The organism is Pedobacter sp. ISL-64, from assembly GCF_018613605.1.
Taxonomy (GTDB): Bacteria; Bacteroidota; Bacteroidia; order Sphingobacteriales; family Sphingobacteriaceae; genus Pedobacter.
Map to the genome: position 1 here is coordinate 80,491 of NZ_JAGGPU010000015.1, position 14,210 is coordinate 94,700.

Annotated in this window: 14 protein-coding genes and 1 tRNA gene; 13 read left to right on the forward strand and 2 right to left on the reverse strand. The window is 36.6% G+C overall.

What is annotated here, in order from left to right; genetic code table 11:
• Positions 1–68: 68 nt before the first annotated feature.
• Entirely contained in the window at positions 69–1,823 is a 1,755-nt protein-coding gene (rho, locus tag J7E57_RS18460; RefSeq protein WP_215128560.1) for a transcription termination factor Rho, read from the reverse strand.
• A gap of 426 nt (positions 1,824–2,249) precedes the next feature.
• Here rho and pyrF point away from each other — a divergent pair, with 426 nt between their 5' ends.
• From pyrF to J7E57_RS18495, 7 genes are all read left to right on the forward strand, one after another.
• Positions 2,250–3,089, forward strand: a complete 840-nt coding sequence (pyrF, locus tag J7E57_RS18465; protein ID WP_215128558.1) for an orotidine-5'-phosphate decarboxylase — start codon at positions 2,250–2,252, stop codon at positions 3,087–3,089.
• 66 nt (positions 3,090–3,155) lie between these two features.
• Positions 3,156–3,533 (forward strand): GxxExxY protein, encoded by a 378-nt coding sequence (locus J7E57_RS18470; protein ID WP_215128556.1) that lies wholly within the window; start codon positions 3,156–3,158, stop codon positions 3,531–3,533.
• Positions 3,534–3,581: 48 nt separating this feature from the next.
• Positions 3,582–4,490 (forward strand): DMT family transporter, encoded by a 909-nt coding sequence (locus tag J7E57_RS18475; RefSeq protein WP_215128554.1) that lies wholly within the window; start codon positions 3,582–3,584, stop codon positions 4,488–4,490.
• A gap of 32 nt (positions 4,491–4,522) precedes the next feature.
• Positions 4,523–4,771 carry a hypothetical protein gene (locus J7E57_RS18480; RefSeq protein WP_215128552.1) on the forward strand — a complete coding sequence of 83 codons (249 nt, stop codon included), beginning with the start codon at positions 4,523–4,525 and terminating at the stop codon, positions 4,769–4,771.
• Positions 4,772–5,115: 344 nt separating this feature from the next.
• A complete protein-coding gene (locus J7E57_RS18485) occupies positions 5,116–6,399 on the forward strand; it encodes a DUF2851 family protein (protein WP_215128550.1) in 1,284 nt (427 codons plus the stop codon).
• 52 nt (positions 6,400–6,451) lie between these two features.
• Positions 6,452–6,667, forward strand: coding sequence for a hypothetical protein (locus J7E57_RS18490; RefSeq protein ID WP_029277138.1), 216 nt, complete (start codon positions 6,452–6,454; stop codon positions 6,665–6,667).
• 135 nt (positions 6,668–6,802) lie between these two features.
• On the forward strand, positions 6,803–7,021 hold the full coding sequence (locus J7E57_RS18495; RefSeq protein ID WP_047799560.1) for a PspC domain-containing protein: 219 nt from the start codon (positions 6,803–6,805) through the stop codon (positions 7,019–7,021).
• A 71-nt stretch (positions 7,022–7,092) separates the two neighbouring features.
• Here J7E57_RS18495 and J7E57_RS18500 read toward each other — a convergent pair whose 3' ends face one another.
• Entirely contained in the window at positions 7,093–7,749 is a 657-nt protein-coding gene (locus J7E57_RS18500) for an ankyrin repeat domain-containing protein (RefSeq protein ID WP_215128548.1), read from the reverse strand.
• 135 nt (positions 7,750–7,884) lie between these two features.
• Here J7E57_RS18500 and J7E57_RS27280 point away from each other — a divergent pair, with 135 nt between their 5' ends.
• From J7E57_RS27280 to J7E57_RS18525, 6 genes are all read left to right on the forward strand, one after another.
• Positions 7,885–8,019: a hypothetical protein gene (locus tag J7E57_RS27280; RefSeq protein WP_262897894.1), complete on the forward strand. Its 135-nt coding sequence runs from the start codon at positions 7,885–7,887 to the stop codon at positions 8,017–8,019.
• 609 nt (positions 8,020–8,628) lie between these two features.
• Entirely contained in the window at positions 8,629–11,220 is a 2,592-nt protein-coding gene (locus J7E57_RS18505) for an FtsK/SpoIIIE family DNA translocase (RefSeq protein ID WP_215128546.1), read from the forward strand.
• A 61-nt stretch (positions 11,221–11,281) separates the two neighbouring features.
• Positions 11,282–11,932: a LolA family protein gene (locus tag J7E57_RS18510; protein WP_215128544.1), complete on the forward strand. Its 651-nt coding sequence runs from the start codon at positions 11,282–11,284 to the stop codon at positions 11,930–11,932.
• 678 nt (positions 11,933–12,610) lie between these two features.
• Positions 12,611–12,883 carry a hypothetical protein gene (locus J7E57_RS18515; RefSeq protein WP_029280650.1) on the forward strand — a complete coding sequence of 91 codons (273 nt, stop codon included), beginning with the start codon at positions 12,611–12,613 and terminating at the stop codon, positions 12,881–12,883.
• A 49-nt stretch (positions 12,884–12,932) separates the two neighbouring features.
• Positions 12,933–13,697: an MBL fold metallo-hydrolase gene (locus J7E57_RS18520; protein ID WP_215128542.1), complete on the forward strand. Its 765-nt coding sequence runs from the start codon at positions 12,933–12,935 to the stop codon at positions 13,695–13,697.
• A gap of 42 nt (positions 13,698–13,739) precedes the next feature.
• A tRNA-Leu gene (locus J7E57_RS18525) sits at positions 13,740–13,823 on the forward strand.
• The last annotated feature ends 387 nt before the right edge of the window (positions 13,824–14,210 follow it).

Here is a 14,210-nt window from a genome sequence, read left to right on the forward strand (position 1 = left end):
TAAGGTGTAAGGCTTAGGCATCCAAATAGGAACCTTAAGCCTTACACCTTTTGCCTTCCAGCCTTAAACTAGCTGTTCATCGAAATTAAGAACTCTTCGTTACTTTTTGTTCCTTTTATTTGAGATTGAACAAATTCCATCGCCTCTTGACTGTTCATATCGGCAAGGTGGTTACGTAAAATCCATACACGTTGCAAAATATCTCTATCTAATAATAAATCATCGCGACGGGTACTTGAAGCCGTAATATCAATTGCAGGGAAGATACGTTTGTTGGATAATTTACGATCTAATTGTAACTCCATGTTACCTGTTCCTTTAAATTCTTCGAAGATCACTTCATCCATTTTAGAACCTGTATCGGTTAATGCGGTGGCTAAAATGGTTAATGAACCACCATTTTCGATATTACGTGCCGCACCGAAAAAACGTTTTGGCTTGTGTAAAGCATTTGCATCAACACCACCTGATAATATCTTACCTGATGCTGGCGCTGTTGTATTGTAAGCTCTGGCCAAACGTGTAATCGAATCTAAAAGGATTACCACATCATGTCCGCTTTCTACCAAACGTTTCGATTTCTCTAAAACAATATTGGCAATTTTAACATGGCGCTCGGCCGGTTCATCAAAAGTTGAGGCAATTACCTCTGCTCTTACACTACGGGCCATATCGGTAACCTCTTCCGGACGTTCATCAATTAATAAGATAATTAAATAAACTTCAGGGTGGTTTTTAGCAATTGCATTTGCAACCTCTTTAAGCAGGTTGGTTTTACCTGTTTTTGGTTGTGCAACAATTAAACCACGCTGTCCTTTACCAATCGGTGTAAATAAATCCATAATACGGGTAGAGTAATTGCTGTTATCCGTAAATAAATTTAATTTTTCTGTTGGAAAAAGTGGAGTCAGATAATCGAAAGGAACACGGTCGCGAACCTCAGCAGGAATTCTGCCGTTAATGGTTTCTACACGAACGAGTGGGAAATACTTTTCGCCTTCTTTTGGCGGACGGATGCTACCTTTTACAGTATCACCGGTTTTCAAACCAAAAAGTTTTATTTGAGACTGAGATACATAAATATCATCAGGAGAAGTTAAATAGTTGTAATCAGCAGAGCGCAAGAAACCGTAACCATCAGGCATAATTTCTAAAACACCCTCATTTGTAATTACGTTATCGAAATCTAAGTTGGAGTAACTGTTTTCATTTTTGTGGTGATTGCCACCACCTGGCTGTTTCTGCTGGCGGTTTTCATCGCGCTGAGGTTTTTCCTGCTTTTCTTTTGGCTCTTGTTTTTGCTTCGGAGCCACCGGAAGCACCTCAGAACTTTCTTCGATTAAAGCTGAGATTGGTTTTACACTTTCTTCAGATTCAACAATTCTGTCGGGCTGTCTTTCAGGTTGTTGGTGATGTTGAGGCTCGTCAAATAAGGTTACCGAATCTCTTCTTCTTTCTATTGGTGCGGCTGGTTCATCTTTGCTTAACCTGGCTCTTTTTTTAACTGGTTTGTCGGCTACAGCAGGTTTATCTGCTGCAACAGGCTTATCAGCTATTACTATAGAAGAAGCAACAGCTGCTGCAGCAGCAACTTTAGGCGCTTTTACAGCTTTGGTTTTAGCTGCAGGAGCAGCTGCAATAGGTTCGATTTCGCTGTAAGGGTCTGCACCAGTTTTAGCAGCATTTATAATTTCCTGTTGGTGTAAAAGTACCTCAACAAGGTCGATTTTTCTTAGGGAGTCGGCACCTTCAATGCCATAGCTTTTTGCTAGCTCACGTAATTCTGTTGTGAGCTTATCATTTAATTCTGTTTTACTAAACATTCTAAATATATATGTTTCAAGAAATTTTTCATTTGTTTATAACGGATGTTTTCTGTTATAAATCTACACAGGCTTAAATATATTTGTGTTAGTGTAGGCCTGGCAGTTTCATTGTGTATAAATTCTTAAGGCTATAAAACATTAAATGAGTTCATTGTGGAAAATGCTCAAATTGTTTCATAATTGTTTACAAGCTGAATAAAAAGCAAAATGTGCTTTTAAAAAATGGTAACAAAAAACAAGTCTTGATAAATTTTTTCTGGGATATTCAGATAAACGGTTGAGAAATTATGTTGCAATTGTATGTATTTGAAACGTAATCTGCAAGCAAAAGTTTAAAATGTTTATAAAAATAATTAATGTGAGCATTATTTTGTCGCTCAGAAAACTTAAAAATCTTCATATTTGCAGCAAATAAGCCCATATATGACAAAGCAACAACTTTTCGAGCAGATACAAAAAAAACGTTCATTTTTATGTGTCGGATTAGATTCTTCGTTAGATAAGATACCAAAACACTTATTGAAGTATGAAAATCCGATTCTGGAATTCAATAAACAGATTATTGATGCCACAAAAGATTTGTGTGTAGCTTATAAACCCAATACTGCTTTTTATGAGTGTTATGGAAAAAAGGGATGGGAAACTTTGATCGAAACCTGGAAATATATTCCTCAGGATATTTTTTCTATTGCCGATGCCAAACGTGGCGATATTGGAAATACTTCTGCCATGTATGCCGAAACGTTTTTTAATGCCGCATCATCAGATATGAGTTTCGATTCGGTTACCGTAGCACCTTATATGGGGAGCGATTCGGTAACGCCGTTTTTAACTTTTAAAGATAAATGGGTCATTCTTTTGGCTTTAACCTCGAATGCCGGCCATGCCGATTTTCAGTTACAGGAAATTGGCGAAGATAAACTTTTTGAAAAAGTACTTAAAACATCGCAAACCTGGGCTACAGATGAACAGATGATGTATGTGGTAGGCGCAACCCGTGGCGCAGCTTTCGGTGATGTACGTAAATTAGCACCGAATCACTTTCTTTTAGTGCCAGGTGTTGGCGCACAGGGAGGAGATTTAAATGAAGTGTGCAAGTATGGCCTAAATTCACAATGCGGTTTGCTGATTAATTCTTCGAGAGGCATTATCTATGCCAGCCAGGGAGAAGATTTTGCAGAAAAGGCCAGGGAAGAAGCGCTGAAACTTCAAAAAGAAATGGAGCAGATCTTAATTGATGCTGAATTAATTAACCACAGATAAAAAGGATAAACACAGATTTGGGTTTTCAACACACTTGCGTCGAAATATTTTTTATAAATTGGATTCATGGATAATCTAAATGAGATCACTGAAAAAATAATTGGAGCTGCATATAAAGTTTCAAATACTTTAGGTAGTAGTTTTTTAGAAAAAGTGTATGAAAATGCATTATTCATTGAAATTAAAAAGGCTGGATTAATCGTTGCAAAACAACACGCATTGCAGGTTTTCTATGATGATCAAGTTGTAGGAGATTATTTTGTCGACTTGTTTATTGAAAATGAAGTTGTTGTTGAACTAAAAACAACTAAAGTAATAAGCGATATCCATCAGGCACAGTTAATGAACTATTTGATCGCTTGTAATAGACGCTGTGGTTTAATCATAAATTTTGGTAAGCCAAGAGTTAAAATAAAAAGAATGCTCAACAGCTATAATCTCTAAAATATCTGTGTTTATCCGTGTTCATCTGTGGTTAAACATATATCAATCATGAAATCAAAAATAGATATTAAACTCATCCTCGCCCTATTTGGCGTGGCCTTAATATGGGGCACAACATATTTAGGAATAAGAATTGCCGTAGAAAGCATTCCGGCCTGGTATGTAACAGCCATTCGTCAATCTGTCGCTTCGATAATTATATTGGTTCTGTTAATTAAACAGAAGGAATTAAAATGGATTGGATGGACGAGTTTTAAACGACAGATCTTATTGTCTATTTTAATGGTGGTAATTGCCAATGGCATGACAACTGTTGCCGAAAAGACTATTCCAAGTGGATTGGCTTCCTTAATTAACGCCACTTCTCCCTTGCTCGTATTTCTCGGATGCGTATTTCTGGGGATTCAAAAGGCCAGTTTAAAAGGATTTATTGGTGTTTTTATCGGTTTTTTAGGTATTGTCTTTATTTTTAGAGATGGTTTGAATGATTTGCTCGAACCAGGTTACCGGAATGGGATTTTATCATTGATTATTGCCGTTTCAGGTTGGACAATCGGTACCATTTATTCGAAGAAACATAGCGGTAAGCCTCAATATATTTTCTTAAATCTATTTTACCAGTTTGTGTTTTCGGCCATTATTCAGTTGGGCTTAGCAATGGTATTTTCTGGCAAGGCTGATGTAAATTCCTGGAAAACCGAAAGCATATTTGCCACAGTTTATTTGGCGGTTTTCGGTTCTGTTTTAGGTTATTTCTGTTATCATTATGCCCTTAAAAAGGTTTCAGCATCCGAAGTTTCCATCTTAACTTACTTCAATACCATTATTGCCATATTTTTAGGTTGGTTAATTTTAAATGAAAAGGTGGGTATAGATTTAGTCGTTGCAACCGTTTTAATTATTGCAGGGGTTTTTATTACCAATTATAAAAAGAAGGCCGAAGTTAAAGTGACCTAAAATTATTATCTTTAAATACTAAGATAACAGTTATGAAAGATTCGTCAGGAAAAATAAGCTTTGAGAGGTTAACTGAACTGGTTAAGGCATTAACAGTGGAAGAAAAACAAAAACTGATCAACATCTTAAAAAAAGAAAAGCAATTTGTTGTTGAAGAGGCTGCTGTTGCTTACGTAAAGAAAGATGATGTATCATTTGATGAAAAATGGGCTCAAAGTATTTCTGCAGCACAATTTGAGAAATCCGCCCATGAGAACATACAAAAACTGCCTTGGAAATAGCTGTAAATTTTCATCCTTCGGTGCTCTTGTATTTTAATCAACTAATTGATGATTTGTTTTATGATGGATACTTTTCCCATAAAGAAAGTGCCTTAAACTATGTCTCAAAAATAATTTATAATGTTGAAAGAACCATTCATAACAAAAAACATTATACCGCTCCCAATTCACTTCTAAAATTTGGGAAATATTATATTCATTTCAATATGAACCCAAATACAACCTGGTATTTTGTATTTGAAAAAAGTAATAATAGGTATTTAATTTCATACGTATTTAATAATTATTCTACAGAAGCGAAGGATTTAAACTACAGATTCTAAAAATAATTACTATCTTGAAGAATGAATTTTCCAGAAGATTTTCTTCATTATGTATGGCAATTCAGGTCGTTTGATTATAGCGGGCTGCAAACCACCGCTGGAGAAAACTTGAAAATTATCAATCCAGGCTTGTTAAACAAAAATGCTGGTCCGGATTTTTTTAACGCGAAAATCGAAATTGGCAATACCACATGGGCGGGTAATGTAGAAATTCACCTCAGGTCGTCAGATTGGTTAAAACACAATCATCAGATTAATCCCGCTTACGAAAATGTAATCCTACATATTGTTTATGAGCATGATGCGGAAATAAAAAGAATAGATAATACTGTTTTGCCCGTTTTGGAATTAAAACAGCGTATCTCTGCCGATCTCATCAGAAAATACGAAAACCTATTTCTCACATTAACTGATTTTCCCTGCATTGCACAAATTGGAGCGGTAGATCAATTAATTGTCGATTCTTTTTTATCAAGAACCTTAATAGAGCGTTTCGAGCAAAAAACGAATGCTGTTACCGAAACCTTAAACGAATTAAATGGGAATTGGGATGAGACTTTCTACCGCTTCATGGCGCGTAATTTTGGCTTTAAAATAAATGCCCTGCCTTTTGAGTTGTTTGCCAAAACCGTTTCGCAGCAAATTTATGCCAAGCACAAAAATAACCCAAACCAAATTGAAGCGCTGGTTTTTGGTGCCGCTGGTTTTTTAAATGATCAGTTTGAAGAGGAGTACCCTAAAAAGCTAAAGGCAGAATTCCAGTTTCTTCGAAAGAAATACAATATTAAACCTATAGAAGCTTCGATGTGGAAATTTATGCGGATGAGGCCGCAAAACTTTCCTACGATCCGATTGGCGCAATTTGCAGCGTTAATTGTAAAAGCCAACCATCTTTTTTCTAAAATAATGGAAGTCAAAGACATAGCCCAATTGCATGCTTTGTTTGAAAACCTACCGGTAAACGATTACTGGAAAACACATTATCATTTTAAAAAAGAAACCTCAGGTGTAAATACACAAATTGGGAAAACATCTGTTGATAATGTTTTGTTAAATACGGTGGCTTTGTTTTTATTCGCGTATGGTAAACACACAGGTACACAATACTATATTAGCAGGGCGATAAAATTGTTGGAGCGTTTGCCAGCTGAGCAAAATGCGATTACAGATAAATTTACCGGGGCAGGAGTGAAGATGGATCATGCATTTGCTTCGCAAGGAATTTTGCAGCTGAAAAAGCAATACTGCGATGAGAAAAAATGTCTATATTGTGGTATTGGAATTAAAATTTTAAAGCAGGCCTAACCAGATGCTGATTTCAAACAAAACTTTCTACACTATAATCTGTTTTTAAATTATGGAATTTCCACACGAGCTAAAAGAACTATATCCTAATCAGATTATTGAGGTTAGGGGTAATGCCGATGCCTTAACTGTTATTTTAAACAAAGATGTCGATATCCATAAATTTAAGGCAGAACTGATCAAAAAGTTTTCAGGACTGGAAGAACAACAAACGCTTTTTATTAAACACGAGGATAAACAGGATTTCGAAAAATTGGTTTTGGAATAATTGAGATAGAATATGCTATTGGGAATTTAACCGATTATTATTGCTAAATTAGAGTTTGGAAATCAAATTATGATTTCGGTTTTCAATGATTTTATCTTGTGGTATTGTTATTAAGATTTTTAAAATAAGCTTAAAATGTTCCAAAGAATTATAACCTATTTTGAACAACAGAGTTTTGGCGTTTCTACTTATTTGGCTAACAAGTTGAACATGAGCACAGCGAAAGTGCGTTTGTTTTTTATTTATTCGTCGTTTTTAGCGGTAGGTTTTCCAATATTGTTCTATTTTTTGGCAGCTGTTGTGCTCGATATCAGGACGTACATGAAAAGAATGCGGTCGAGGATTTGGGAATAAAATGTAAGCGGTAGTATGGATGATGGTTGCTAAATCAGACTCTTGACTAAAGACTCACGACTCCAGACTAATTAATCATCGTCTCTTAAAATCTCTGCAATTTCGTTAAAGCCTTTTTCTGCGGCTAAATCTGCAGGCAGTTTTCCGCCCTCCATGCGCAAAGAAACTTCGGCTCCGTGTTCTAACAATAAAATAATCAATTCTATGTTGCCCAATTGTGCAGCGGTATGTAAGGGTGCCAATCCTGCTTTTTGACAAACATTCGGGTATGCACCAGCTTCTAAAAGTGTCTTGGTAATATTAAAATTGTTGGCGGCAACTGCCGAGTGGATCGGAAATACATTAAACCCGTTTTTTGATGGCAGGTTAACATCCGCACCTTTTAAAACTAAAAAACGGGCTAGATCTTCATGACCGAAATAACAGGCTAAACCTAGCGGCGTAAATCCATCTTCCGAAAATTCGTTAATACTATTAGGATTTTGAAATATTAATTGCGATGCTGCATCAAATTTGCCCACTGCACAAGCTTCGAACAAGGTTAAGTCATCTACAAATTCAGCAATTAAATCAGCAATTTCCTGTTTTTTATAATAACAGGCCAATAACAATGGCGAAATGTGATGAGAAGTATCAACATTTGCCAATTTTGGATTTCCAACCAAAATTTCTTTTACTGCTTGTAAATTTCCAGCCTCAATTTGCTCTTCGAGTTGCGCTATGCCCATAGTATTGTTTCAAAAATCGCTTTAAATTAACAAAAATTAAGAAATTGTAAACTTTATTGCCTAAATATATATAGTGTAAGGCAAATTAGCAAAAATCAAAATCTGTAAGTTTTTTGTATGGGCCGTTAGCTAAAATTGCAACTATTATTAATGTGGGCGTTACCCAATCCCGTGAAATACGGGAAAGGGGCGGGCTTTGCAGGGCTTTGCAGGGCTGCGCTTCGCTCCGGTACCGATGAAGGATCGGTACTGAACCCTTACAATCCCTAACGCAAACCCACTGTCTTCGCAATCATTAGATTTAAACCCTAAGAACTACAGACTCAGGTTAAATAAACCTGATAGAACGAAAAGCCCAGAACGAAGAATGAGTGAGGACTTGAAGTGATAGCAGGACGGTCGCAACCGAAGTGCACAGAACCCTGCTTTTCAAATAATAATAAAACAAGTTCAGCATGACGATCGTGTTAGGAGAAAGAGGCTAAAAATGGTCGCTACGAATAGAAATTAATCAGGCTGAGGTTATAAGGTTTATAAACAAAAAAATCCCGTTTAACCTCTCCAGGCAAAACGGGATAAAACCTAAAACAAAATCCGTTTCATTTGATAAAACGTAACAACTTGTGTGTTGTTAAAATAATAGACAATAATTTCTGTTTAAGGTTTAATGCCCGATGAATATTTTTATTTAATTTAAGGCAGATTATAAAACCAATAGATAGAGGTGCAAATTTAGCTCTTCTTGAAAATAGCGAGTGGTATGATAAAAAGTTCTAACAGTAATGCTTACAATTTGTGATTATTTTTTTTGTTAGGCTTTCGTTAATGCTGCGCAGTTTTATCTAAGTTTGTTCAATATTAAATTATTTAGGATAGAAAATGTCGGTAAGGGGTAACCAGTTTAAAACCAATACATTCAGAGATAAAGGTGCAGAAAGTGCACCTGGCAGATCATCATCAGGTCGGCAGCCGAAAGAAAAAAGAGATTTTTTGCCAAGCTTCGATTTGGCAGATGGCCGTGCAGTTAAAATTGCAGGTCTGTTTTTTGTGATATTGTCACTTTACTTTTTAATCGCTTTTACCTCTTATTTATTTACCTGGCAAGATGACCAGAGTTATGTAATCGATGCAAATGGTGGCTGGGGCAATCTTTTTAAAACAACAGAAGAACTTAAAGAAGCTGGTGTTTCTATACCGGTAGTTCAAAACTGGTTAGGCAAGTTTGGTGCTTTGTTATCACATCAGTTTATTTACGAATGGTTTGGTATTGCATCTTTCTTGTTCGTTTTGGCCTTTTTTATTATCGGTTACCGTTTATTATTTAAAGTTAAAATCCTTTCTATCTCTAAAACATTAGGTTATAGCTTTTTCTTTTTACTGTTTATATCCTTAACCTTAGGGTTTGCACATAGTTTCTGGTCAGAATCGCCACATTATTTAGAAGGCGAGTTTGGTTATTGGAGCAATAAATTATTAGGTGCCCAAATTGGCGCAGCTGGGGTTGCCGGATTAATCGCTTTTGCTGGTTTAACCATTTTAATTATCGCATATAACATCGATTTTAAATTTCCAGAGCGAAAAGAAAAAGAAGTTTACCTAGACAACGAAACGCCAGATTATGTGAATGATATTAGAGAACAGGCGGTAAAGGACAAAACTTTCGAAGAACCTTCAGCGTCTATTGAATTTCCTGTACGTGATAAGCCAGTAAGTAACGAACGTAAACAACAAAACGTGGTATTGCAGCCAAGCCGTTTCGAAGAAAAAGAAGAGGAAGAAACTGTAGCACCTGTTGTATTATCTCCGTTGGCTACCAATTTGCCTCTGGCTACTGCTGCGGCAACAACACTTCCATTAACAGTAGAACCACCAATTGAAACCGAAAAGGAGCCTGCGTTTACGATCGAAAAAACTGAAGAAGAAAAAAAATCGGATGATCTGGTTGAACAGTTCGGTAATTATGATGAAAAACTAGATTTATCTGGTTATAAGTATCCAACCATAGATTTACTCGAAAATTACGGCACCAATAAAATTTCGGTAAATGCTGAAGAATTGGAAGCCAATAAAAATAAAATTGTCGAAACCCTTAATCATTACAATATAGAAATTGATAAGATTAAGGCAACCATTGGTCCAACGGTTACCCTTTACGAAATTATTCCAGCCCCTGGGGTAAGGATTTCGAAGATTAAAAACCTGGAGGATGATATTGCGCTTTCGTTAGCTGCCTTAGGTATCCGTATTATCGCACCAATGCCAGGAAAGGGTACAATTGGTATCGAGGTACCTAACCAACGCCCGGAAATGGTGCCCATGCGCAGTATTCTAAATACCGAAAAATGGGCTCAAAACACGATGGATTTGCCTATAGCATTGGGTAAAACCATCAGTAATGAGGTTTTTATAGCCGATTTAGCTAAAATGCCCCACTTATTGGTAGCAGGGGCAACCGGTCAGGGTAAATCGGTTGGTATTAACGCCATTCTGGTTTCGCTGTTGTTTAAAAAACACCCTGCACAACTGAAATTTGTACTGGTCGATCCGAAAAAAGTAGAGTTAACTTTATTCAACAGAATTGAAAGACACTTTTTAGCTAAACTACCAGGAGAGGCTGATGCCATTATTACCGATACCAAAAAAGTTGTAAATACTTTAAATTCACTTTGTATCGAAATGGACCAGCGTTACGATTTATTAAAAGATGCACAGGTTAGGAATTTAAAAGAATACAACGATAAGTTTGTTAAGCGTAAGCTTAATCCAAATAACGGTCACCGCTTTTTACCATTCATTGTTTTAGTGGTAGATGAGTTTGCCGATTTAATGATGACCGCCGGTAAAGAGGTTGAAGCACCAATTGCACGTTTGGCCCAATTGGCAAGGGCGATCGGGATCCATTTGGTTCTGGCTACGCAGCGTCCGTCGGTAAATATTATTACAGGTACCATTAAAGCCAACTTTCCGGCCAGATTGGCCTTTAGGGTGTTATCGAAAATCGATTCGAGGACCATTTTAGATAGCGGTGGCGCCGATCAGTTAATTGGCCGTGGTGATATGCTTTTATCTACAGGTAGCGACTTAATCAGGCTACAGTGTGCTTTCGTTGATACACCTGAGGTGGACCGGATTTCTGAATATATTGGTAACCAACGTGGTTATGCCGATGCTTACCAGCTGCCCGAATATATAGATGAAGCAGGAGAGGGAAGTAAGGCCGATTTTGATCCTAACGAACGTGATAAGTTTTTTGAAGATGCTGCCAGACTGATTGTGATGCATCAGCAGGGCTCTACCTCATTAATACAGCGTAAACTTAAATTAGGATACAATAGGGCAGGTAGAATTATCGATCAGTTAGAAGCTGCCGGAATCGTTGGCCCTTTTGAAGGAAGTAAAGCCCGCGAGGTTTTATATCCCGACGAATATTCTTTGGAACAGTTCTTGAATAGTATGAATAACAAAGATTAGATTAAACCAATAGCAAAAAATCTACTCTAACGTTTCAAAGGAAAAATTTAAAAAAGAAAAGATGAAGAAATTAATTTCAGCATTAATGGTTGTAGTTGCTTTTACAACTTCAACTTATGCTCAAACTGATGCGAAAGCTAAAGCCATTTTAGCAGAGGTGAGTAAAAAATACAAATCGTATAATATTGTAAAAACAGATTTTACCTTCACTTTGGATAATCCAAAAGCTAAAGTAAAAGAAACCCAGCAAGGTACTTTGTATGTTAAAGCCAATTCTAATAAGTATAAAGTAGCCATGACTAACCAGGAGTTATTTAGCGATGGTAAAAGCCAATGGACTTATTTGAAAAAAGACAAAGAGGTGCAAGTGAGCAATGTAGATAATAGTGGCGATGCCATTAATCCTGCTAAGATTTTTACGGTTTACGAAAAAGGATTTAAGTATGTGTACACTGGTGAACAAAAAGCAGGTGCCAAAACTTATCAAATGATTGATTTAACACCTGTTGATGCTAAAAAATCGATTTTCAAAGTGCGTTTAAGTATCGATAAAGCAGCTAAACAGATTGCCAATGTGGTATTGTTCGATAAAAACGGTAATAAATACACTTACAATGTGAAAACTTTTTTGCCAAACGTAAATGTACCAGAAACTACTTTTGCTTTCGATGCTAAAAAATATCCTGGTGTTGAAGTGGTAGATTTAAGATAATTGTTATTTCGCCTAGGCGGGATGAAACCTGAAAGGTTCAGCTGGAAACAGCTGAACCTTTTTTGTTTTATTGAAATCAGATTTTTAGGTGTATTGTTTAGCGCATTTCAATAAAACTATCAGGAGCGAACACGGTTCTCGACACTGATAGAAGTTAGTATTTAGCCAAAACAGCGGATCTGGATGACAGGTTTACAATGAGTCGTCATCTCGACCGGAGCAACGCGCAGTAGAGAGATCTTTGAACTAGATTAAAAGATCTCTCCACTACGGTCGAGATGACGCCGATTTTTAGAATATGTCATTGATAGAGATCAGTTTTTAGCCAAAAAAAAGGAGTTGGATGACAGGTTTTGGCGGTTCGTCATTCCCAACTTGATTGGGAACCACGTAGTGCTCATGAATGCCTTTGAAAAAAGGAAGACTTATGAATAATCGTAATGCAAGCGCTTTAAGATTAGCTTCGCTGAGCAATCGTGGTTCCCGCCTGCGCGGGAAAGACGACCACTCTATTGGAGTCTGTCATTGATAGGAATAGGTAAAGCATATTATAGTAATTCGTAACCGATTGATACAGAGATCTGTTTTTTTACATGTTTTAGAAATGAACATAGTGGTTGATAAATTTTTCATCATGTGTTTATGAATGCTGCGCAGATTTATCTAAGTTTGTTTCCAATGTCATTGCCACTAACAAACCATACCTTAGAGAAATTAGAAACCCTGCTTTTTGCTATGGGCTATAAGGTTCGTTATGAGAAAGGAAACTTTAAAACGGGTTCTTGCCTGCTCGAACACAATAAGGTTGTTGTGGTAAACAAATTTTCAAATCTGGAAGGAAAAATTGCTGCATTGGTTGCTTTGGTTAAACAAACCAATACAGACGAAAACCTGTTAGAAGAAAAACAGCGCCAATTCTACCTATCCTTACAGCAAACCGAATTATTTTAATGAAGATACAACTCCAGCATTACAATTATAGAAAGGAAAGTTTAAGCAGATGAAGGTTGCTTTTTTAGGTACTGGTACATCACAAGGCGTTCCTGTAATTGCTTGTAATTGCGAAGTTTGTTTATCTACTGATAAAAGAGACAACCGCTTAAGAACATCTATTTTAATTGAAACAGCTGATAAAACCATTGTAGTAGATAGCGGGCCTGATTTCCGTTACCAGCTTTTACGCGAAAAAGTAAAAAATCTTGATGCGGTGTTGTTTACCCACGAACACAAAGATCACATTGCCGGTTTAGATGATATTAGGCCATTTAATTACCTGCTGCATAAGGTAATTGATGTTTATGCGACAGACAGGGTTCAAACGGCTTTAAAAAGAGAGTTCTATTACATTTTTGCTGAAACTAAATACCATGGTTTGCCACAGATTAATCTCCATACGGTAACCAATGGCGAAGATTTTAAAATAGGCGAAAGCACCATTGTTCCTTTTGAAGTGATGCACCATTTATTACCCATTACAGGCTACCGGATTGGCGATTTTACTTACATTACTGATGCTAAAACCATATCAGAGAAAAGTTTTGAAAAAATAAAGGGAACCAAAATATTGGTGCTCAATGCCTTGCAAAAAGAACCACATATTTCTCATTTTACCTTAAACGAAGCCATTGCTTTTGCCGAAAGGGTAGGTGCAGAAACCACTTATCTTACACATATCAGTCATAACTTGGGTAAACACGCTGATGTAGAAAAGAATTTACCCCAACAGATTAGATTGGCTTACGATGGTTTAAAAATTGAAGTTTAAACGCTTTTTAAAATCCAAAATTAAATTATATTTGCAGCATAAACCCAGGTGGCGAAATTGGTAGACGCACCAGCTTGAGGGGCTGGCGCCTGTATAGGTGTGGGAGTTCGAATCTCCTCTTGGGTACTTAACCGGAGTTCAAGTTTTCTAATCTTGGCTCCGGTTTTTTATTTCCTATTGATTTGGTGCTTTATTAAATGATTACCAAGAATTAATTTATTAAGTTTTGTAAAGCACAAGTCAGCCATAGCAGTTCCCTAACCACTAAGATTCTGTGTTGATTTCCAAAAAAATATTTAATTAATTATCTTTGTTATATAAGGCAGTCATAGAACTAGCTTGTAATAGCGTGCTGATCTTGTATCTGTACGCTATTCCCTTTTTCAAGGTATTTTCTGTCATAAGCAGTTTTGTTTTGGAATAGCGTGTACATCATTTCTAACATTTTTCTTTGTACAGCTACTAATCCTTTCATTTTTATTCCATTTCTGACCAATATTCTGGCATAGATTG

Bases quoted from the DNA above. Each gene is read 5' to 3' on its own strand.
- rho (WP_215128560.1), bottom strand. From the start codon at position 1,823: ATGTTTAGTAAAACAGAATTAAATGATAAGCTCACAACAGAATTACGT.
- pyrF (WP_215128558.1), top strand. From the start codon at position 2,250: ATGACAAAGCAACAACTTTTCGAGCAGATACAAAAAAAACGTTCATTT.
- J7E57_RS18470 (WP_215128556.1), top strand. From the start codon at position 3,156: ATGGATAATCTAAATGAGATCACTGAAAAAATAATTGGAGCTGCATAT.
- J7E57_RS18475 (WP_215128554.1), top strand. From the start codon at position 3,582: ATGAAATCAAAAATAGATATTAAACTCATCCTCGCCCTATTTGGCGTG.
- J7E57_RS18480 (WP_215128552.1), top strand. From the start codon at position 4,523: ATGAAAGATTCGTCAGGAAAAATAAGCTTTGAGAGGTTAACTGAACTG.
- J7E57_RS18485 (WP_215128550.1), top strand. From the start codon at position 5,116: ATGAATTTTCCAGAAGATTTTCTTCATTATGTATGGCAATTCAGGTCG.
- J7E57_RS18490 (WP_029277138.1), top strand. From the start codon at position 6,452: ATGGAATTTCCACACGAGCTAAAAGAACTATATCCTAATCAGATTATT.
- J7E57_RS18495 (WP_047799560.1), top strand. From the start codon at position 6,803: ATGTTCCAAAGAATTATAACCTATTTTGAACAACAGAGTTTTGGCGTT.
- J7E57_RS18500 (WP_215128548.1), bottom strand. From the start codon at position 7,749: ATGGGCATAGCGCAACTCGAAGAGCAAATTGAGGCTGGAAATTTACAA.
- J7E57_RS18505 (WP_215128546.1), top strand. From the start codon at position 8,629: ATGTCGGTAAGGGGTAACCAGTTTAAAACCAATACATTCAGAGATAAA.
- J7E57_RS18510 (WP_215128544.1), top strand. From the start codon at position 11,282: ATGAAGAAATTAATTTCAGCATTAATGGTTGTAGTTGCTTTTACAACT.
- J7E57_RS18515 (WP_029280650.1), top strand. From the start codon at position 12,611: ATGTCATTGCCACTAACAAACCATACCTTAGAGAAATTAGAAACCCTG.
- J7E57_RS18520 (WP_215128542.1), top strand. From the start codon at position 12,933: ATGAAGGTTGCTTTTTTAGGTACTGGTACATCACAAGGCGTTCCTGTA.